This window comes from Deinococcus wulumuqiensis R12, assembly GCF_011067105.1.
In the GTDB taxonomy this organism is placed as follows: Bacteria; Deinococcota; Deinococci; order Deinococcales; family Deinococcaceae; genus Deinococcus; species Deinococcus wulumuqiensis.
Genome location: NZ_CP049358.1, coordinates 148039 through 167572, shown reverse-complemented (window position 1 = coordinate 167572; position 19534 = coordinate 148039). Strand labels below are relative to the sequence as shown.

The following is a 19534-nucleotide window of genomic DNA, read 5'->3' as shown; positions in this document are numbered from 1 at the left end:
CCGGCGGCGCGGGGGGAAGTCTGCCCCGGCCCAGCCCCTTTCCCTCCTGGAAGAAGCGACTTCAAAATGATCCAGAACCTCATCACCCGAACGCTGTACCGCGCCACCTTCATGCACACACCTGCCAGTCCCTTTGACGATCCGGCTGGCCTTCAGGTGCAGGAGGACGGTGGAATCCTTGTCGAGAACGGCGTCATCGCCGCCACTGGAACGTATGCCGAACTGCGGGGCGCTTTCCCCACCGCCGAGGTGAGCGACCTGCGCGGCGGGCTGCTGCTGCCCGGCTTTATCGACACGCACGTTCATTACCCGCAGGGCCGCGTGATCGGCGGGCTGGGCATGCCGCTGCTGGAGTGGCTGGAGAAAAACGCCCTGCCGGAAGAAGCGCGGCTGGCCGACACGACTTACGCGCGGGCAGTGGCGCAGGAGTTCACGCGTTCACTCTTGCACAACGGCACCACCACCGCGCTGGTGTTCGGCAGCCATTTCGCGTCTGCCGTGGACCTCCTCTTCGGCGAGGCCGAACGCTCGGGTCTGCGGGCGGTGGCCGGGCTGGTCGTGAGTGACCGCTTGCTGCGTCCCGAACTGCACACCACGCCGGAACGTGCCTACGCCGAAAGCAAAGCCCTGATCGAGAAGTGGCACGGCACCGGGCGGCAACTCTACGCCGTGACGCCGCGCTTTTCTCTCTCCGCCTCGGAAGGAATCCTGGACGCCTGCGCCGCCCTGATGCGCGAGTTTCAGGGACTGCGCTTCACCAGTCACATCAACGAGAACGTCGCGGAGATCGGGGCGGTGCGCGATCTGTTTCCGGAGGCCCGCGATTACCTGGACACCTATGAACGCGCCGGACTGGTCACGCGCCGCAGCGTCCTGGCGCACAACGTCCACCCGAATGACCGGGAGCTGAGCGTCATGGCCGCGCACCACTGCACGGCGGCGCACTGCCCTTGCAGCAACTCGGCACTGGGGAGCGGCCTCTTTCCCCTGAAACGCCACCTTCAGGCGGGCGTTCATGTGTCTCTCGGCACGGACGTGGGCGGCGGCACCGGCTTCTCGATGCTGAAAGAGGGGTTGCAGGCGTACTTCATGCAGCAGCTTCAGGGCGAGAACGGCGTGCCGCTTACGCCCGCACATCTGCTGTACCTCGCCACTCGCGCTGGGGCCAAGGCGCTGGACTTGCAGCACATCACCGGGGACTTCGCGTCCGGCAAGGTGTTCGACGCCGTGCTGGTTTCTCCCTCCCCGCGCACCCCCCTGCGTGCCGTATTTGACGCCGCCGACTCGCCTGACCGTCTGCTGGCCGCCACGTTCGCCACCGGAGTGCAGGGTGACCTGGCCTGTGTCTGGGCGGGTGGGAAAACCGTGTACCGACGCGAACTGGGGTTGGCGGCCCTTTCCTCGTAAACTCAAGAGATTTATTCACGGCGCGGTCACCTGAACCGGCTGGCCTCCCGCAGTTTCCAAAACAGACATCCGGCCGGGCTTTTTCCCTCGATCTGAGGGTGTAATACGGATTCCGATTGAATCCAGCAGATTTCTGGATTCAATCCGACTGAAAGGAGTAGGAAAAGATACGGATTTCGCGATATGGATGCACAGGCGGTGTAGTTCCGACTGTGCAGGAATTTAGCGGAATCCGTATAAGAAAGAAAGCCCTTACTGGACGTCTATGCTGCCTGCATGCCAAAGGAAGCAGCGTTGGGACACTTTGGAGGCCATCTCCTGTTGTTTCCTCTCTGTCTTGGGGGTGGCTGGCTTTCAGTCTGCTCAGGTCGAATCCCTTTCAATTATCATATGGCTTTGAAAAATAGTTTGGTTATCTAAACCATTTTTTCCGAACGGGCTTGCAAAGCTGCGCAGCAGAGTGGGTCAAAGACAGGGCGGAACTGAACGGCGCCGAAGAGCTGGCAGCGCTTTTCCGACATCTCTGAAGAAGAGTTCGGTTCCATATCAGCCATTTCCTGAATCACCGCTAAGCCCCTGAGCGTGAACGGCTTCCGGGGCGACGACGGACTGTCTGTTTCTCACGCCGTTCTGGGCGCCACGCAGCTCCGGGCCAACAGCAATAACGGCGCCGTGCAAGAATTCCGTGCTAGCACCAGTGACAAATAATTTGTCTGAACTTTGACAGATGGTCTTTCCGGTGACATGAAAGCAGCCCGCCTCACTTCCAATGTCTGTTTGGAGGCGCACACTCAGGGCATGGCTCCCCTTCTTTCCGTCCTCGACCTGACCCCTGTCAGCTCCGGGCAGCAGCCCGGCGAAGCCCTGCGGCACACGCTGGACCTCGCCGAAGCGACTGACCGGGCGGGCTACGAACGTTTCTGGATTGCCGAGCACCACAACAGCGGCGCCTTCGCGAGCGCGGCCACCGAGATTCTGATTGCGCTCGCGGCAGCCCGCACCCGGCGGATTCGCGTCGGCTCGGGCGGGGTGATGCTGCCCAACCACTCGCCTCTGAAGGTGGCCGAGAACTTCATGAGTCTTGAAGCCCTGTTTCCGGGCCGCATCGACCTGGGGCTGGGCCGCGCGCCCGGCACCGACGGCGTGACGGCGCTGGCCCTGCGGCGCTCGCGCGAGGCGCTGGCCGCCGACGATTTCCCGGCGCAGATCGCCCTGCTGCGGGCCTTTGCCGGGGAAACGCCCTGGCCTGCCGGGTCCGTGTTCAGCGGCGTGCTGGCCGAGCCGCGCGGCGTGAAGCTGCCACCGCTGTGGATTCTGGGGTCGAGCCTCTACGGGGCGCAGCTCGCCGGGGAACTGGGGGTGGGCTACGCCTTCGCCTACCACTTCAGCCAGGAGGACCCCGCCGAGGCCGTGCAGACCTACCGCCGCCACTTCCGTCCCGGCCCGCTCGCTGAGCCTCACGCCATTCTGGGGGTCAATGCGCTGGCGGCCCCCACCGCTGAAGAAGCGCAGGAACTGTCGCTGACGGCGGCGGCGCTGTCGCTGGGCATCCTCAGCGGGCAACGCGGGCTGCTGCGTTCGCCGGAAGACGCCCGGGCCTGGCTGCGCGAGATGGACACCGACCCCGCCCGACTGCTGAAAAAGGCCCGCATCGGCACGCCCGCGCAGGTCTGGGCCGACTTGCAGGCCCTCGCCGAGCAGACCGGCGCTCAGGAACTGATGGTGACCACCTACACCCATGATCCCCTCAAGCGGGAGCAGTCCTACCGCCTGCTCGCCGGAGCGGCGGGCCTGGAGGAAGCCGGAGCAGGGGAGACCGCGCCCGGCGCCTTGAAGGAGGCGGCATTGAAGTAGTCTGGGAAGCAACCTTTCAATTGAGAGCCGCCCGATGAGGGTCGGCCTTCAGGAGTTCCCATGTCCAACGTCTTTTACCGCTCCAGCAAGCCCTACCCCGTCGCCGTGCGTGGGGAGGGCGTTTTTCTGTACGACGCGGAGGGCCGCCGCTTTCTCGACGGCTCCTCGGGGGCGCTGGTCGCCAATGTCGGGCATGGCCGCCGCGAAGTGGCCGGGCGCATGGCGGAGCAGGCGGCGCGGCTGCCGTTCGTTCACGGCTCGCAGTTTTCCAGTGACGTGCTGGAAGACTACGCCGGGCGGCTCGCGCACTTCGCCGGGCTGCCGGACTTCCGCTTCTGGGCGGTGTCGGGCGGGTCGGAAGCCACCGAGAGCGCGCTCAAGCTCGCGCGGCAGTACCACGTCGAGCGCGGCGAGCCGGGACGATTCAAGGTGGTCACCCGCGTCCCGAGCTATCACGGCGCCTCGCTGGGCAGTCTGGCGGCGAGCGGCATGGGAGCGCGGCGCGAACTGTACACGCCCCTGATGCGCCCCGAAGCCTGGCCCAAGTTGCCCAGACCCGACCCCGCGCGGAACGGAGCCGAGGACGCCGGGGCACTGCGCGACCTGCTCGAACGCAAGGGGCCGGAGACCGTCGCCGCCTTCATGGCCGAGCCGGTGGTGGGCGCCTCCGACGCGGCGCTCGCTCCTGCGCCGGGCTACTACGAGCGGGTGCGCGAGATTTGCGACGAGTACAGCGTGCTGTTTATCGCCGACGAGGTGATGAGCGGCATGGGCCGCTGCGGGGCGCCGCTGGCCGTGTCGCTGTGGAGTGACGTGCAGCCCGACATCGCCGTGCTGGGCAAGGGGCTGGCCGCCGGGTACGCGCCGCTGGCCGGACTGCTCGCCGCGCCCCGGGTCCACGACGCGGTGATGAACGGGTCGGGCGCCTTCATGCACGGCTTTACCTACGCCGGGCACCCGGTCAGCGTGGCGGCGGGCCTGAGCGTGCTCGACATCGTGGAGCGCGAGCACCTGCCAGACCTGGCCCGTGAGCGCGGTTCCCAACTGCTGGCCGGGCTGGAGGCGTTGCAGGCGCGGTTTCCCCAGCTGCTGCGGGTGCGCGGGACCGGGCTGCTGCTCGGCGCAGTGCTGGGCGACCCGGCGACCGGGCAGGCCTTCGGGACACCGGGCGTCGCAGCCCGCATCGGCGCGGCGGCGATGCGGCGCGGCCTGATCGTCTACCCCGGCAGCGGCGCCGAAGGGGAGGGCCGGGGCGACCACCTGCTGCTCGGTCCCCCCCTGAGCATCACCGGCAGCGAGGTGGACGAACTGCTGACCCTGCTGGCCGGGGCACTGGAGGACGTGCTGGGGTAGACCCGTGGCCGTGTAGGGGCACGCTCAGCGCCCGAAGCGCACGCTCACGCCGCCCAGCGGCCCGTAGTCGGCATGAAACACGTCGCCGGGGCCAGCCTCCACCGGGCGGGTGAACGACCCCGCCAGAATGACCTGCCCCGCTTCCAGACGGCGTCCGTGCGCGGCGTATTTGTTCGCCAGCCACGCCACGCCGTTCGCCGGGTGGTTCAGGACGCCCGCCGCCAGCCCCGTTTCCTCGATGACGCCGTTTTTGTACAGCAGCGCCCCCAGCCAGCGCAGGTCGAAGTCGAAAGGGCGCACCGGGCGCCCCCCCGTCACGATGCCCGCGTTGGCGGCATTGTCGGAAATGGTGTCGAACACCTTGCGGGTGCCCCCCGTCCCGGGGTCGATCTGCTGAATCCGCGCGTCGATGATTTCGATGGCCGGAAAGACGTAGGCGGCGGCGCTCAGCACGTCGAACACTGTGCAATTCGGGCCTTCCAGGTCTTTGTCGAGCAGGAAGGCGAGTTCCACTTCCACCCGGGGCACGATGAAGCGCCCGGCGGGAATCTCGGAGCCTTCAGGAAAGACCATGTCGTCGAGCAGCACGCCGTAGTCGGGTTCGTCGATGTTGCTCGACTTCTGCATGGCGCGGGAGGTCAGCCCGATCTTGTGCCCGTACACCTGCCGCCCCTGCGCCCGCTTGTGCCCCACCCAGGCGTCCTGCACGCGGTAGGCGTCCTCGATGGTGATGTCGGGGTACTGGCGCGAGAGTTGGCCTATCTGTGTGCGGGTCTCTTCCGCCTGCTGCAGCCGCCCGGCGGCGTCCCTGATCTGTTCTTCGGTCAGCATGGTTCCTCTGTGTTCGGCACGGTGTCTTCCCGCCTGCCCGTGCAAACCGCTGTTCGCGCAGAGAGGTCGCCCGGCGCGGCGGCCGGGGCGGGGTGCCCGGTGTTGAAGTGGCCTCATCCTAGAGCATTTGACAAAAAGACGTTACGTCTTTTTGGCGAGCGGACTGGGACAGCTCGCAGAGAGCGAGTGCAAAACACTGAGCAGGGCGGACTTGCAAAGCTCTGCGGGGCAGCTCTGCGAGTCCGCAGGAGAGAATGGAGTGATGCGGGGTGCCGTTCCGCGCATCACGTCATTCGGAGAACTGCTCTAGACCATTTCGCCGTGGAGCGTCCTGCTGACAGCCCTGCTGACCGGCGTGCCTGGGACGGGCCGAGCTTCTACACTGAAGCTGTTTCCGGGTGCCCCCGCCCAGACGTTCCGTTTCAAACGTTCCCCCGACTGCCCACAGGAGACCCCATGAAAATCGCTGTTTTTGGAGACGTTCACGGCAACCGCTTCGCTCTGGAAGCCGTGCTCAGGGACATGGAAGCGCACCGGCCCGACGAATGGGTCAACCTGGGCGACGGGCTGTTCGGCGGCGCCGACCCGGCGGGGGCATGGGCACTTCAGCGCCACATCAGGGAAAAGTACGGCGCCCAGGAAATTCGCGGCAACACCGACGAGCGCCTGGGTGAGCCGCTGACCCCGGAGACGAAGAAACGCGAGATGCTGGCGTGGCTGCATTCCGTCTTGCCCGCTGGGGCCGCCGAATACGTGGCGAAGCTGCCCACCAGCGCGGCGCTGGCCGGGGGCAAAGTGCTGGCGGCGCACGGCAGTCCCTCCAGCGCCTGGGAATACCTGCTGCGCGAGGGCGAGGGCTGGGCCAGCGACGAACGGGTGCTGGAGCGACTGGGTGACCGGCTGGGCGACGGGCTGGGCGACGGGGGCGAGGCCCGCGTGGTCGTCGTCGGGCACTCGCACCTCGAACACGTGCGGCAACTTGGCCCCCTGACCGTGGTGAACTGCGGCGCGGTCAGCCGCCAGAAGGACGGCTCCCCCCTGGCCCGCTGGGTGCTGCTGGAGGGTGAAGGGGACGTGTGGAACGTGACCTTCCGCCGCGTGCCCTACGACGTGGAGGCGGCGGCGCGCTGGGCGCTGGCCTCCGCCCACGACGGCGAGAAGGAAGCGGCGCAGCTGCGCACCGGGCAGGAGAGCCGCCAGCGTGGGGGCTGAGACTTCGGCGGTCCTGACCGAAGCCGCCGCCCGCCGCTGGGTGGACGCCCGCGAATGGCAAAAAGGTCAGCCGTACCTGCGCCGTCTGAGCGACTTTCGGCAGCGCCCGGCGGCCCGGGGGCAGGCAGGCACCGAGTACCTCGCCGCTGCCCAGGGCCAGGAACGCTACCGGGTCAGGGTCACGGTGGCAGGCGGACAGGTGGTGGACGCCAGTTGCAGCTGTCCGGTGGGCAGCGGGGCGTGCAAGCATGTGGCGGCGCTGCTGGCGCGGCTCACGCAGGGCACGGCGCCTTTCGTGCAGCAAGCGTCCCTGGGCAGCGTGCTGGACGCCCTTGACCGGCCCACGCTGGAACGGCTGGTGCAGCTCATGCTGGCGCGGGCGCCGGAACTGGAAAGCCTGGTCTACACCCAGGCGAGTCTGCCCGGCACCGACGACCTGACCCCGCTCATTCAGGCCGCTTTTGCCGACCTGGACCACGATGACCTGGAAGAGGAACTGCTGTACCGGGAAGAAGACCTTGGCAGCGACCGCCTCGACCTGCTGCTGGACGAACTCGGGCGCCGTCTGGAAGAAGGAGAGGGGCTGGAGGGGCCTGGGGCGGAGGCGACCGCCCGCAGTTATCTCGCCGTGCTGGAGGGTGTGCAGGACTTTTATGACCGCCACGACATCGACTTCGGCCTGGACTCGCTGGCGCAGGAGGCCGTCGCCGGACTGTACGCCCTGTTCACCCAGGGGGAATTGGAAGGCGACGTGCGGCAGGAGGCCCTGGAAGCCCTGATGCTCGAACTGACCGAGGGCCGCGCAGCCTTCGACGACGAGTTTCACGGCTGGGTTCTGGTGCTGCGCCCCGGCGAGCAGGCGGAGGTGCGTCGTCTCCTCGAAGGGCTGTCGCGTGGCAGCGGTCCCCGGCGGGCCACGGCACTCGGGGCGCTGCTCGACCTGCGCGGCGGCCCCCGCACCGACGCCGACGAGGAAGCGCTGCTGCGGGCCGGACACGACCAGAACCGGCTGGCCCTGTTTCTGGTGGGGCGCGGGCGGGTGGCCGAAGCCGTCGAGATTTTGCAGGGGAGGCGTGGACGCCTGCCGCTGGACGAGCTGCGAGGCCCGTTCGAGCAGGCGGGCGCCCTGGCCGAACTCGAGCGCCTCGCCCTGTCGCGAACCGGCTGGGAAGGCGACGAAGCGCGGCTGTGGCTGCACGGCGTCTACCTCGGCACCGGGCGGCGTGAGCAGGCGCACGCGCTGGCCTGGCAGGAAGTGACCGGCAGTGCCCGCGACGAGTGGCTGGCGTGCCTCAGACGGAGCAGCGCGGACTGGCCCGCCGACCGGGGGGAGCTGATCGTCCGTCTGGGAAAACGGCGCGGCATGTGGCGGCGCCTGCTCGAACTGCTGCTGGTCGAGGGGGTGAACGACTCGGGGCTGGCCGATCAGGCGTTCGCCCTGGTCAGCGACGTAGGCACCGACCTGACGCCCGAACTCGCGCTGCGGGTGGCGGCCTTGCCCAGCCTGAGTCCCGACCGCGCCGCCCTGCTGAGAGTTCAGGCCGCACAGCGCTGGGCCGCTCAGCGCCACCGCCGCGCCTACGCCGAGGCCGCCGCCTCGCTGCGTCCCCTCCTGGAGCGCCTGGGCGAGCGTGAAACCCGGCGACTGGTCGCTGCGGCTTTCCCCGAACTCAACCGCCTGCCTGCCCTGAGGGACGAACTGCAACAGGCGGGGCTGCTTTGAACCCTGCTTTCCACCCTCGCCGCGCCACACGACAGTGTGCTGGCGAGCGACTTGCACCTGCACTGCGGCGGTGCTCCGGCGGCTGACTTTGAAAAAAAATACGGCTTCGGACGTGTTTTGCTTCGTCCCAAGCCGTATGATACGGATTCCGATTGAATCTGGTAGTTTCAGATTCAATCGGAATCCGTATGAGTCTCAACTGTGCGGCGTTTACTTCTTTTTCGTGCCCCGCTGCTTGCGCGAGCTGCCGAGTTGCTGCCCCCGGTTGTATTTGGATTCCATGTTGCGGCGGGTTTCTTCCACCAGCGCCTTGAAATCGACTTCGCCCGACTCTACGGTTTCCAGGCTGGGCACCACTTTGGAACGGCCACCGCGCGTGCTGATCTTGCTGAGGTCGTCTTTGGCCTGCCCGATCCATTTCTCGCTTTTGGGCGTTGCTTCAAAAACCATGTCGCGGGCCTGACGTTCGTAGCTGCCTTCACCGCCACGGCGCTTGTACTGCTTGGGCAGGGTAAAGCGTTCCTTGAGTTCGATCGCGTCAATATTACCCTCACGCACGGCGTTGCGGAACATCTTCACGAAGCGGTCGCTCTGCTGAGGATGTTCGAGTTCCATGACAATCTCACTGAGTTTCCTGTAAGCCATACAGCCAATCTAACATGATGACCCGACGTATTTGCAAGGCGCCGGCAGTTTTGACATGTGCCTGTAAAAATTGTCGGCATGTCATTAGGGTTCACCACTGAATATGCAGGGGGGAGTTCTGGGGCTGCTTGCGGTCTTCTGCAAGGGCAGTCTTGTGTGCAACAAATATTAGAAGTTGTGAGCTTTCCTTCATCGGGGCCGAAAGCCAATCTTCTGCTCAGATTCCTATGCTTCTGCGTTTCTCTTTGCACCTGTTTCCTGAAAAGGAGCCTCTGCCCCCTGGCGGCCTGACAAACTTTATGAGAGAGGGCGTAAAACCAGCGTCCAGCCGACTTCCAGGAGCGTGATGGGGTCAGGGCATTTCAGTAGGTGACAACTTCAGTTCGATGTCGTCCCAGACGTGCTTATTGGGAATATTTACCCAAGGCAACTCATGAGGATACCAAACTATTTTCCTGAAAGGGCTAGCAAAGCTGCGCAGCAGAGTGAGTAAAAGACAGGGCGGAACTGAACGGCGCGTAAGAGATGGCGGCACTTTTCCAAAATCTCTGAAGAATAGTTCAGTTCTGTATAACACTCGAGAAGCGTCTGGTGAACTCCGGTTGATCTTCACGCGCGCTTTGTCGGCTGACTGTCTCCAGCGACTGGGTCTGAACGTACTGTCCAGCTCTGTCACCCTGACCTTGGACACTCCTGACCGTGAATGTCACGCCGTGGTTCGTCTCCGCTCTGCTCCCTCTCTTATGCTGGTACGCACTGATGTCCCATTATACCGCCCTGACCAATGTGCAATTTCTCCTGACTGAAACGACTCTAACCGCTCAGGAAAGGGAGGCCGGGCAAAGCTGGGAACAGCTGCGTCAGGCGGCGCGTGAAGCCCGGTTGTACGGGCCAGGAAAGGCCAACAGCCAGCTGACCATCTTCTCTGCGGTCAAGCGCCGCCTGAGTGCCGCACGTCCCGAACACGTCACCCTGCTGGCGACGGGGAGCCTCGAACAGCGTCAACTGGTCAACCTAGCTCTAGTCACCACACAAAAACGCCTGTTGCTGGAGTTCATCGGTGAAGTGCTGGTCGCCAAGTGGAACCGACTGGAGCGCGAAGTCACGGACGCAGACGCCCGGAATTTTCTGGGTCACAAGGCCGAGCAGGTACCCGAGGTGAACGCCTGGACGCCGGAGACCGTACAAAAGACCCGGGGCAACCTGACCCGCTTTCTGCAGGACGCCGGACTGCTGCGTGAGCGCACACGCGGCACCTACGACATCCTGCCCCAGTACCTCACGCCTGCCACGGCGGCGGCGGTGGGGGAGATTCATCCTTACCTGCTGCCCCTCCTGGAGAACCTGAAATGAGTCTGGAATCCCGCCTGTCGGCCCTGCCTGATGTCCTGAGTCATCCCAAGCTGCTCACCGGACGCGGCTACGGAAACGAAGTCAATTTCCACATCTTCGATTACCCGCCTGAACGCGAGCCGGACGTGGCCGTGGCGCTGCCGAAGGTGGTCGCCAGCGTGGAAGCGCAGGGGGTCAGGGTGGTCGTGCTTGACCTCTACCAGATTCTGCTGGGCATGCTGGAAAAACGCGGCTACCTGGAAAAGACCCTGGAACTCGAAGCCAAACGGGGCGCAGAAGCCCTGCGCAGTGCCTTGAGGCCGCTGCTCGCCCCGGACAAGGTGGCAGAGGCGGTCGTCGCGGCGGCTCAGGAGGGGGGGGCCGGGTTGCTGCTGCTGACCGGGGTCGGCGCGGCGTACCCGCTGCTGAGATCCCACAGCCTGCTCAACAATCTGCAGGAACGCCTCGACAATACCCCGCTGGTGATGTTTTTTCCCGGTCAGTACAACGGGCAGGAACTGCGTCTGTTCGGTCTGCTCAAGGATGACAACTACTACCGCGCTTTTCGCCTTCTGCCTGAAACTGGAGCCGCCCTGTGAACATCAACGACCTCTTTGTCCGTGACATCAACCGCCCCGTGCCGCCCGTCATCATGGCGGGGCAGCAGGATGAAAGAAATGTCCTGCGCGAACTCGACGAGTACGTGGTCACGCGGGAACTCGACCGGGAATTCCGCCGGGTCTTCGAGCACTACGCCTCCTCGCTGGAGCAGCCCACAGAGCGCATCGGCATCTGGATCAGCGGCTTTTTCGGTTCCGGGAAGTCGCACTTCCTGAAAATCCTGTCTTACCTGTTTTCCAACCGGGAAGTTGCGGGGCCAGGGGGCCAGAAGAAAGCCATCACGTTCTTCGACGACAAGATTCCGGACGCCATGCTGCGGGCCACGCTGGACAGGGCGGGCCGCGCCGCGCCGCAGACGGACGTGATTCTGTTCAACATCGACGCCAAGGCGGATTCCGGCAGCAAGACCAACAAGGAAGCCGTCGCGCGGGTGATGCTCAAGGCGTTCGACGACCACTTGGGCTACCTCGGCAGCAGTCCCGAACTCGCGGCCTTCGAGCGGCTGCTCGACAAGCGCGGCAAGTACGGGGCGTTCAAGGCGGCCTTCGAGCAGGAAGCCGGACAGCCCTGGGAAGCGCTGCGCGACGCCTGGGAATTCGAGCAGATGGCGATGATGACGGCGCTGCACACGGCGGTGGGCCTGGAAGGCACCGAGGCCGAGCGGCTGCTCGACAGCATTCGCAACAAGGCGGACGTGAGTGCCGAGGAGTTCGCCCGCGAGGTGCGGGACTACCTGGAGCGCAAAGGCCCCGGCCACCGCATCCTTTTCCTGGTGGACGAGGTGGGGCAATACGTCGGGGACAACAGCAGCCTGATGCTGAATTTGCAGTCCGTGACTGAGGAACTGGGGTCGCAGGCTCCGGGCCGCGCCTGGATTCTGGTCACGTCACAGGAAGACATCGACAGCGTGCTGAGCGGCAAGGGCCGCAGCAACGACTTTTCCAAGATTCAGGGCCGCTTTTCCACACAGGTCAAGCTTTCCTCGGCCAACACCGACGAAGTGATTCGCCTGCGCCTCTTGCAGAAGACGGCAGACGGCGAGCGGGCACTCAGGGCGCTGTACGACCGCGTGCAGGCTCACCTGAGTAACCAGCTTGCTTTTCAGGAGGGCCCTCACCTGCCCGGTTACCGTGACGCGGACGATTTCGTCGCCACCTACCCGTTCATTCCGTATCAGTTCCTGCTGCTGCAAAAGGTCTTCGAGGCCATCCGCACCACCGGGTACTCGGGCAAATCGCTGTCCGAAGGCGAGCGCAGCATGCTCAACGCCTTCCAGGAAGCGGCGCGGGTCGCCAGCAGTCAGGAACTCGGCACGCTGGTGCCCTTCCACGCCTTTTACAACTCGGTCGAGGGTTTCCTGGATTCCAACGTGCGGCGCGTCATCGACCAGGCCCGTGACAACGCGGAACTCCGGCCCGGCGACATCGACCTGCTCAAGACGCTGTTCATGCTCAAGCACGTCAGGGAAATCCAGACCAGCCTGGAGAACCTTGTCACCCTGTCGCTGAGCCATGTGGACGACAACAAGATGACCCTCAAGGGCGAACTGGAAGCGGCGCTGAATCGGCTGGAAAAACAGACCCTGATTCAGCAGACCGCGCAGGGCTGGATTTTCCTGACCAACGAGGAGCAGGACGTCGGCAAGGAAATCAAGAATGTCGAGGTCAGCGAAGGCGAACTCAACAGCGAGTTGCAAAAGCGCGTCTGGAACTCCATTTTCATTCCGACGAGCTTCAAGTACGACCAGTACCGCAACTACTCCTTCACCAAACGCCTGGACGACCGCGCTTTCGGGACGGCGTCGGGGGACATCGGGCTGCACGTCGTCACGCCGTACTCCGAGAAGTTTGCCGAACTGTCTGAAGACCACATCGCCGCGCTGCGCTCCAACGAGCGAACGGGGGAGACGGTCGAAGCCCTGCTGGTGCTGCCCGACGAGCAGAGCCTCTTCGACGAACTGACGGAAATGGTCAGAACCGACAAGTATGTGGCCCGCAAATCCGGTCAGACCAACACGCCGTCCATGAGCCGCATTCTGAACGAGCGCCAGCAGGAGAACGCCCAGCGCAAGGCCCGCATCGAAACCAAGCTGGAGCAGGCCCTCGCGGACGCCCGCGTGTACGCCCTGGGGTCACGTCAGCAACCGGGCGGCGCAAAAGCAGCCGAAGTCATGCAAAGCACCCTGCGCCTGCTGGTCGAAAACGGCTTTCCCAAGCGGGCTTACATCACCAGGCCGCACCTGACCGAGGGCGACGTGGCCCGCGCCTTCACCACCCTGGACGAGAGCCAGAATCTCGACGGCCAAGACCCCAACCACCTGGCCCTGACCGACATGGAACGCTGGTTGCAAGAACAGCAGATGCGCTCGGTGCGCGTGACGGTGAGTGACCTGCTGGCCCGCTTCACCAAGTTGCCGTATGGCTGGATGCCCGCCGAAGCCCTGGGCATCCTCGCCACGCTGGTCGCCAAGGGACAGGCCGAACTGCAAGTCGCGCAGCGCCCCGTCGACCCCGGCGAACACGGGCTGGCGAACAAGCTGCTCAAGAAAGCGGGGCAAGACCAGACGGTGGTCAAAATCAGTGACGCCATCGACCTCGGCGCACTCAATGCCGCCCGCCAACTCGCCAAGGAGTACCTGCCCGAGTTGCCCCAGGGCCACCTCGCGGAAGCGCCCAAGCTCGCCAGCGCCTACCGCGCCCAGTTTGCCGACGACCTGCGCGAACTCGAAATGCTGACCAGCAAGGCCGAGCAGGGCTACCCCTTCGGGCCGCAGCTTCAGGCGCAGCTGGGCCTGCTGCAAGGGCTGGCGGGGCTGCAAGGCACAGCGGCGGTGCTGAGCGCCGTCAAGACCCGGCGCGACGACCTGGAAGACTACCTGGACGTGCGCGAAAAGGTTCGCAACTTCTACAAGGGCCAGCAGGTCAAGATTTTCGACGAACTGCGCTCTGGCCTGCGCGACCTGGACGCCGACCTGCCGCGAGTCAGTGACCCCGAACTCAGGAGCCGCATCGAAAAAGCGCGGCAGCTGCTGGCCTCCCCCGACCCGACCAGGGAAATCGCGGGCATGGCCGGACAGCTGAGGCCAGTCGCCGCCCACATCGAAGACCTGCTGACCCAGACCAGAGCCAGGGTGCGGCAGTACCTCGACAGCGAAGTCAGCCGCCTGCAAGCCATCGCCAACGAACTGGGGGCCGAAGAAACCCGCAAGCTGACCCAGCCCATTCTGGACGTGCGTCGCCGTCTGGACAGCGTAAAAACGATTGACGCCGCCGAATCCGCGCAACTCGCCGTACAGGAAGCCGCCCACAAGGTCGAGCAGGCCATCATCGAAGCCATCAACAGGGAGCCTGACCCAGTGGTGAAACCCATCAGGACACTGAAAGCGAGGGAACTGACGGGCAAGGACTACCTCGAAACCCCCGAGGACATCAACGAGTTCCTAGAAACCCTGCGCAACCAACTGACCGAGGCCGTGCAGAACGGCGAACGAGTGAGGCTCCAATGAACAGAACCGCCGTCAAGAACTTCGCCCAGTGGGCACGCCGCCACCTGCACGAACAAGCCCGCGCCCGCCTCGCGCTGTTCGGCATCACCGAGAAGGGCATGGACGCCCCCAGGCGCGTGGAAGGCGGCCTGATTTCGGGCAACCAGACCCTCAGCCTGTCCCCCACCGACCTGGGCCAGTACGACGCGCTGGTGGGGCATTACCACGACCTCCCCGGCACGCCCAAAGACAAGTTCAACCATCTGACCGACGAAATCGCCTACACCTGGTTCAACCGCCTCGCCGCGCTGCGTTTCATGGAGGTGCAGGGCTACGCCGAACGCGCCCTGAGCAGCGACCAGCCCGGCGTCACCGACCCCAACCTGCTGCGCGACGCCATGACCCTGGCCGCTGGCGGCGAACTCCCTGGCGTCACCCCTGACGTGCTGGACGACTGGCAGCGCCTCTACCAACCCGGCGAACTCTACCGCCGCCTGCTGAGCGCCTACGCTGCCGCTTTGGCCCCCACGCTGCCCTTCCTGTTTGAGGGCAAGGCGTGGCTGAACCTCTTCTTGCCCGACACCCTGCTGAATCAGGACTCCATCGTGCGGCGCATGGTCGCGGACATCCCCGAAGCCGACTGGCAGGACATCGAAATCGTGGGCTGGCTGTACCAGTTCTACATCTCCGAGCGCAAGGACGAAGTGTTCGCGCAGAAGGGCAAGTACACCCCCCGCGACATTCCCGCCGCCACCCAACTGTTTACCCCGCACTGGATCGTGCGCTACATGGTCGAAAACAGCCTGGGCCGCGTGTGGCTCGAAGCCCACCCCGAAAGCGGCCTGAAGGCGCACATGCCTTACTACCTGGAGAGCGAGAACCCCGCGCCCCAGGACTCGGCAACACAGCCGAACCCCGACCTGAAGCCCGAAGACCTGACCGTCATGGACCCCGCGTGCGGCAGCGGTCACATCCTGGTGTACGCCTTTGACCTGCTGGCGCACATCTACCGCGAGCAGGGCTACAGCGAACGCGAGATTCCCGCGCTGATTCTGACCCACAACCTGCACGGGCTGGACATAGACGAACGCGCCGCGCAACTCGCCAGTTTTGCCGTCGTCATGAAGGCCCGCGAACTGAACTCCCGCCTGTTCCGGCGTGACATGCCCACCCTGAACATCCTGCAAGTGAGGCCTACGCGGGGGCTGAAGCTGCCGAACGCGGGCAGCCGGGACATGCTGGGCCAGTACAGCACCCTCAGCGGTGGCCTGACCGATGCGGACGCCTTCAATCCGAACGACTGGCAACCGCTGGTCAGTGCCTTCGAGGATGCCGACCACCTGGGCAGCCTGATTACGCCCCCCGCCTTCAGCGCCGAGCGGCTGCGGGCGCAACTGCACTGGCTGGAGGGACGGGGAGGGCTAGACGCCGCCGCGCTGGACGACCTGCGGCACCTGCTGAAGCAAGCCGAGTTGCTGGCGAAGAAATACGACGCAGTGGTGGCGAATCCGCCGTATATGGCAAACAACAAGTTTGAGCCGCCGCTCAAGTCGTTCGTTGAAAAGAAATATCCAGAAGTCAAAAGCGACCTATTTTCCGTGTTTATCGCTAGAGATTTGGAACTCACCAAAGAGTCGGGGCAACTGGGTTTCATGACTCCGTTCGTCTGGATGTTCATTTCCAGTTACGAAGGACTGCGGAAAATGATTATTCGCAAGCACACGATAAGCAGTCTGGTGCAACTTGAATATTCTGGATTTGATGGCGCAACTGTTCCGATTTGTACTTTCACGCTTAAAAAAGCGCATGACAACGAGTATCCAGCACAATTTATCCGCTTGAGCGATTTCAGAGGCGCAGAAAATCAAGGGCCAAAAGTGTTGGAAGCTGTACAGAATCCAGAAGTCAACTACCGTTACACCCGCCGAAGCCAGAGCGAATTTGAGAACATACCTGAAGCAATCTTAGCTTACTGGGCAAGCGAGAAAATATTTGAGGCATTCAGGAATCTTCCCCCTCTATCATCCGTTGGTAAATTCACTAAAGGCTCTGATACAGGAGATGGGGACAGATTTATTAGGTTTTGGCATGAAGTCGGTATGTACAAAACCAGTATTAAGTCAAACAGCGCGGGCGCAAAATGGTATCCCTTGAACAAAGGCGGGTCATATAGAAAGTGGTTTGGAAATAATGAATCTATAATCAACTGGGGAAAAGACGGTCAGGAAATAAGGAAATTTGAGAAATCAAACATTCGTTCTTATGTTCATTACTTTGAAGAGTGTTTGACTTGGACTAAAATTAGCTCAAGCTTTCTTGGAGTTAGATTTTCTCCAGCGGGATTTATTGCTAATGACGCCGGACCTTCCGTTTTTGGCAGTTATTCAAAGCCTTTAATTCTGTCTTTACTTTGCTCAAAGTTAGCATCTGAGTTTACAAGTCTAATAAGCGCAACAATGAACTACACTTCTGGTGTTTTGGAGAAAATACCTTACTCAAGTAGTGTTGATAGAGATGCTGTCATAACCATATCTGAGCGAGCTATTTCTCTCTCAAAAACCGACTGGGACAACTTTGAAACCTCTTGGGACTTCCAAACCCACCCACTCCTGCGTCACTCCACCCCATCCCTCCCCGAGGCGTTCGCCCGCTGGGAGGCCCAGTCGGAGGCGGCCTTCCGCGAACTGCAACGGCTGGAAGAGGAAAACAACCGCTACTGGATAGAGGCGTATGGCCTGGGCGATGAGCTGACGCCCGAAGTGCCCGACGACCAGATTACGATTCGCCGCGCCGACCTGGGCCGCGACGTGCGCTCGCTGCTGTCGTATGCGGTGGGCTGCATGATGGGCCGCTACTCGCTGGACGAACCGGGCCTGATTCATGCGGGGCAACCGTTCGACGCGGGACGGCACACGACGTTTGCGGCGGACAGGGACGGGATTTTGCCCGTGACCACGGACGCTTACTTCGACGACGACGTGACGGCCCGCTTCCGCGAGTTCCTGCGCGTGGCGTTCGGGCCAGAGACGCTGGACGCGAACATGGACTGGGTGGCGGCATCGCTGGGCGGGCAAAAGGCAGGGGAGACGGCAGAGGAACGCATCCGGCGGTATTTCGCTGCCGAGTTCATGTCCGACCACATCCAGACCTACAAGAAGCGCCCGATTTACTGGCTGTTCACGTCGGGCAAAAAGCGGGGGTTCGGGGCGCTGGTGTACCTGCACAGGTACGACGCCGACACGCTGGCGCGGCTGCGAACCGATTACCTCTTGCCGCTGCAAGGGCGACTGGAAGCGCGGCGCGGGCGACTGGTGGCCGACCGGGACGCGGCGGGCAGCACGGCGGCCAGGCGGCAGGCGGAGAAGGCTTTGGCGGCGCTGGATGAGCAGGTGGCCGAAGTCCACAAGTACGACACGACCCTGCAACACGCGGCGAACCTGCGCCCAGTCCTCGATTTGGATGACGGCGTGGCCTACAACTACTGGCTGATGAGCGCGGCGGGCCTGAGTTACCTGACAGGGCGGGCAGGCGGGGCCGGGGTGACTGGCCTGCAAGACCTCGTCTATGCTGGAACCGACCTTAAACTCGCGGATCTGGAGAAAAAGAGCCAGTGGAAACGCGATCTGCTGGCACAGGAGGGGGGCGTATGAGCAGGGTTTATTTCTCGGATGACAAGGTGATGGCCCTGGCGAAAGCGGTGGGCCGCGCCGAGAATGAGATGCTGTTTCTGAGTGCGGCGGACTTTTGGAAGCGTTTTGGCGTCACCGATACGGCACAGGCGACCAAGGCGCAACTGGTGGAGCGGCTGGGGGCCATCGGGGTAGAGGCGGCGTTTGAGGCGATGCTGAGCCGGGTGCCTGACCTCGAAGTGCCTGCGGTGTCTAGAGACAGTGGAGACGAAGCGGAGGGCGCGGGGGATTTCAGCCAGGAGGTGATGGAAGCCGTCGTCAACTCGGTGGCCGAGGCCGAAGACGAGATGCTTTTCCTGGACGCCGCAGACTTCTGGGCGCATTTCGGCCTTTCCAATCCCATGCGGGCGCTGGAGGCCGAGGCGCGGCGCAAACTGGCCGAGCGGGGCGTTGACTTGAGTTTCGAAGTGGTGCTGACCTTCGCGGAGGCGGAGCTGCCCCTGCTGGGAGATTTCGCTGCCCCAGCCCAGCCCGCGCCGCTCGACCTGAATGGGGAAACCGTGCGCTCACTCAGCATCCGCCAGCCCTGGGCCGAACTGATTCTGCGCGGCGAAAAGAATCTGGAATACCGCTCCCGCCGCATGAAGGAGATGGGGCCGCTGCTCGTTCACGCTTCGCGCACCCTCGACCCAGACCTGTTTGAAGGCCGCGACCTCGACCCCGAAACGCTGACCTTTGGCGCTCTGGTCGGCCTTGTGGATGTGGTGGGCTGCACCGAGGTGGAAGGGCAAGACGGCTTGTACGCTTACCAACTTGCCCACCCGCGCCGCTTCAAGACGCCCGTTCCCTATTCGGGGGCGGCGGGCATCTTCCGCGTGCCCGTCGCTGAGGTGCGTGCGGCCCTGGCGGGTGGCATCGAACTCGCTCCCCGGCGCTCTGACACGCTGGAGCAGTAATACGGATTCCGATTGAATCCAGCAGATTTCTGGATTCAATCCGACTGAAAGGAGTAGGAAAAGATACGGATTTCGCGATATGGATGCACAGGCGGTGTAGTTCCGACTGTGCAGGAATTTAGCGGAATCCGTATAAGCCGTGCTGGCTGCGGCACAGGGCGGCGATGGGCAGGCAGCCAGCCAGGTCACCGTTCCTGAACGGGGCCGCGCCAGGGTGCAGCTCACCCAGGCAGACCGGATTGCGCTTTACGAACTGAACGCTCGCCCTAGAGCAGTTCTCCGAATTACGTGATGCGCGGAACAGCGCCCCGCATCACTCCATTCTCTCCTGCGGAGCTTTGCAAGTCCGCCCTGCTCAGTGTTTTGCACTCGCTCTCTTCGAGCTGTCCCAGTCCGCTCGCCAAAAAGACGTTGCGTCTTTTTGTCAAATGCTCTAAAACAGACCTTCGCCCCTATGATGGTGCATCGCCATGTCCGTTCCCGACCG

General features: G+C 63.6%; 12 protein-coding genes. 10 read left to right on the top strand and 2 right to left on the bottom strand.

What is annotated here, in order from left to right; translation table 11 throughout:
* The first annotated feature begins 66 nt into the window (after positions 1-66).
* The 3 genes from guaD (at position 67) to G6R31_RS14580 (ending at position 4614) form a co-directional block, all read left to right on the top strand.
* Entirely contained in the window at positions 67-1407 is a 1341-nt protein-coding gene (gene guaD / locus G6R31_RS14590) for a guanine deaminase (protein WP_017869755.1), read from the top strand.
* Between the two features lie 798 nt (positions 1408-2205).
* Positions 2206-3261, top strand: a complete 1056-nt coding sequence (locus G6R31_RS14585) for an LLM class flavin-dependent oxidoreductase (RefSeq protein WP_017869754.1) — start codon at positions 2206-2208, stop codon at positions 3259-3261.
* A gap of 60 nt (positions 3262-3321) precedes the next feature.
* The gene (locus tag G6R31_RS14580; protein WP_017869753.1) at positions 3322-4614 is read left to right on the top strand and encodes an aminotransferase family protein; all 1293 of its coding nucleotides are present in this window, start codon (positions 3322-3324) and stop codon (positions 4612-4614) included.
* Between the two features lie 24 nt (positions 4615-4638).
* On the opposite strand, the gene hpaH is transcribed toward G6R31_RS14580, so the two are convergent.
* Entirely contained in the window at positions 4639-5445 is an 807-nt protein-coding gene (hpaH, locus tag G6R31_RS14575; protein ID WP_017869752.1) for a 2-oxo-hept-4-ene-1,7-dioate hydratase, read from the bottom strand.
* A 456-nt stretch (positions 5446-5901) separates the two neighbouring features.
* Here hpaH and G6R31_RS14570 point away from each other — a divergent pair, with 456 nt between their 5' ends.
* Both G6R31_RS14570 and G6R31_RS14565 read left to right on the top strand, forming a co-directional pair.
* Complete coding sequence (locus G6R31_RS14570; RefSeq protein ID WP_017869751.1) at positions 5902-6657, top strand: metallophosphoesterase family protein; 756 nt, start codon at positions 5902-5904, stop codon at positions 6655-6657.
* Positions 6647-8380, top strand: coding sequence for an SWIM zinc finger family protein (locus G6R31_RS14565; RefSeq protein WP_017869750.1), 1734 nt, complete (start codon positions 6647-6649; stop codon positions 8378-8380). Before G6R31_RS14570 ends, G6R31_RS14565 begins: the two co-directional genes overlap by 11 nt.
* A gap of 210 nt (positions 8381-8590) precedes the next feature.
* On the opposite strand, the gene G6R31_RS14560 is transcribed toward G6R31_RS14565, so the two are convergent.
* Positions 8591-9025, bottom strand: coding sequence for a hypothetical protein (locus G6R31_RS14560; RefSeq protein ID WP_025566690.1), 435 nt, complete (start codon positions 9023-9025; stop codon positions 8591-8593).
* 759 nt (positions 9026-9784) lie between these two features.
* Here G6R31_RS14560 and G6R31_RS14555 point away from each other — a divergent pair.
* Genes G6R31_RS14555 through G6R31_RS14535 form a run of 5 tightly spaced genes read left to right on the top strand, consistent with a single transcriptional unit; the run spans position 9785 to position 19047 of the window.
* The gene (locus G6R31_RS14555; protein ID WP_017869748.1) at positions 9785-10378 is read left to right on the top strand and encodes a BrxA family protein; all 594 of its coding nucleotides are present in this window, start codon (positions 9785-9787) and stop codon (positions 10376-10378) included.
* A complete protein-coding gene (locus G6R31_RS14550; protein WP_017869747.1) occupies positions 10375-10956 on the top strand; it encodes a DUF1788 domain-containing protein in 582 nt (193 codons plus the stop codon). The genes G6R31_RS14555 and G6R31_RS14550 overlap by 4 nt, the downstream gene beginning before the upstream one ends.
* Positions 10953-14483: a BREX system P-loop protein BrxC gene (gene brxC / locus G6R31_RS14545; RefSeq protein WP_017869746.1), complete on the top strand. Its 3531-nt coding sequence runs from the start codon at positions 10953-10955 to the stop codon at positions 14481-14483. The genes G6R31_RS14550 and brxC overlap by 4 nt, the downstream gene beginning before the upstream one ends.
* On the top strand, positions 14480-18112 hold the full coding sequence (gene pglX / locus G6R31_RS14540) for a BREX-1 system adenine-specific DNA-methyltransferase PglX (protein ID WP_017869745.1): 3633 nt from the start codon (positions 14480-14482) through the stop codon (positions 18110-18112). The genes brxC and pglX overlap by 4 nt, the downstream gene beginning before the upstream one ends.
* A complete protein-coding gene (locus G6R31_RS14535) occupies positions 18109-19047 on the top strand; it encodes an ASCH domain-containing protein (RefSeq protein WP_017869744.1) in 939 nt (312 codons plus the stop codon). The genes pglX and G6R31_RS14535 overlap by 4 nt, the downstream gene beginning before the upstream one ends.
* Positions 19048-19534: the final 487 nt, after the last annotated feature.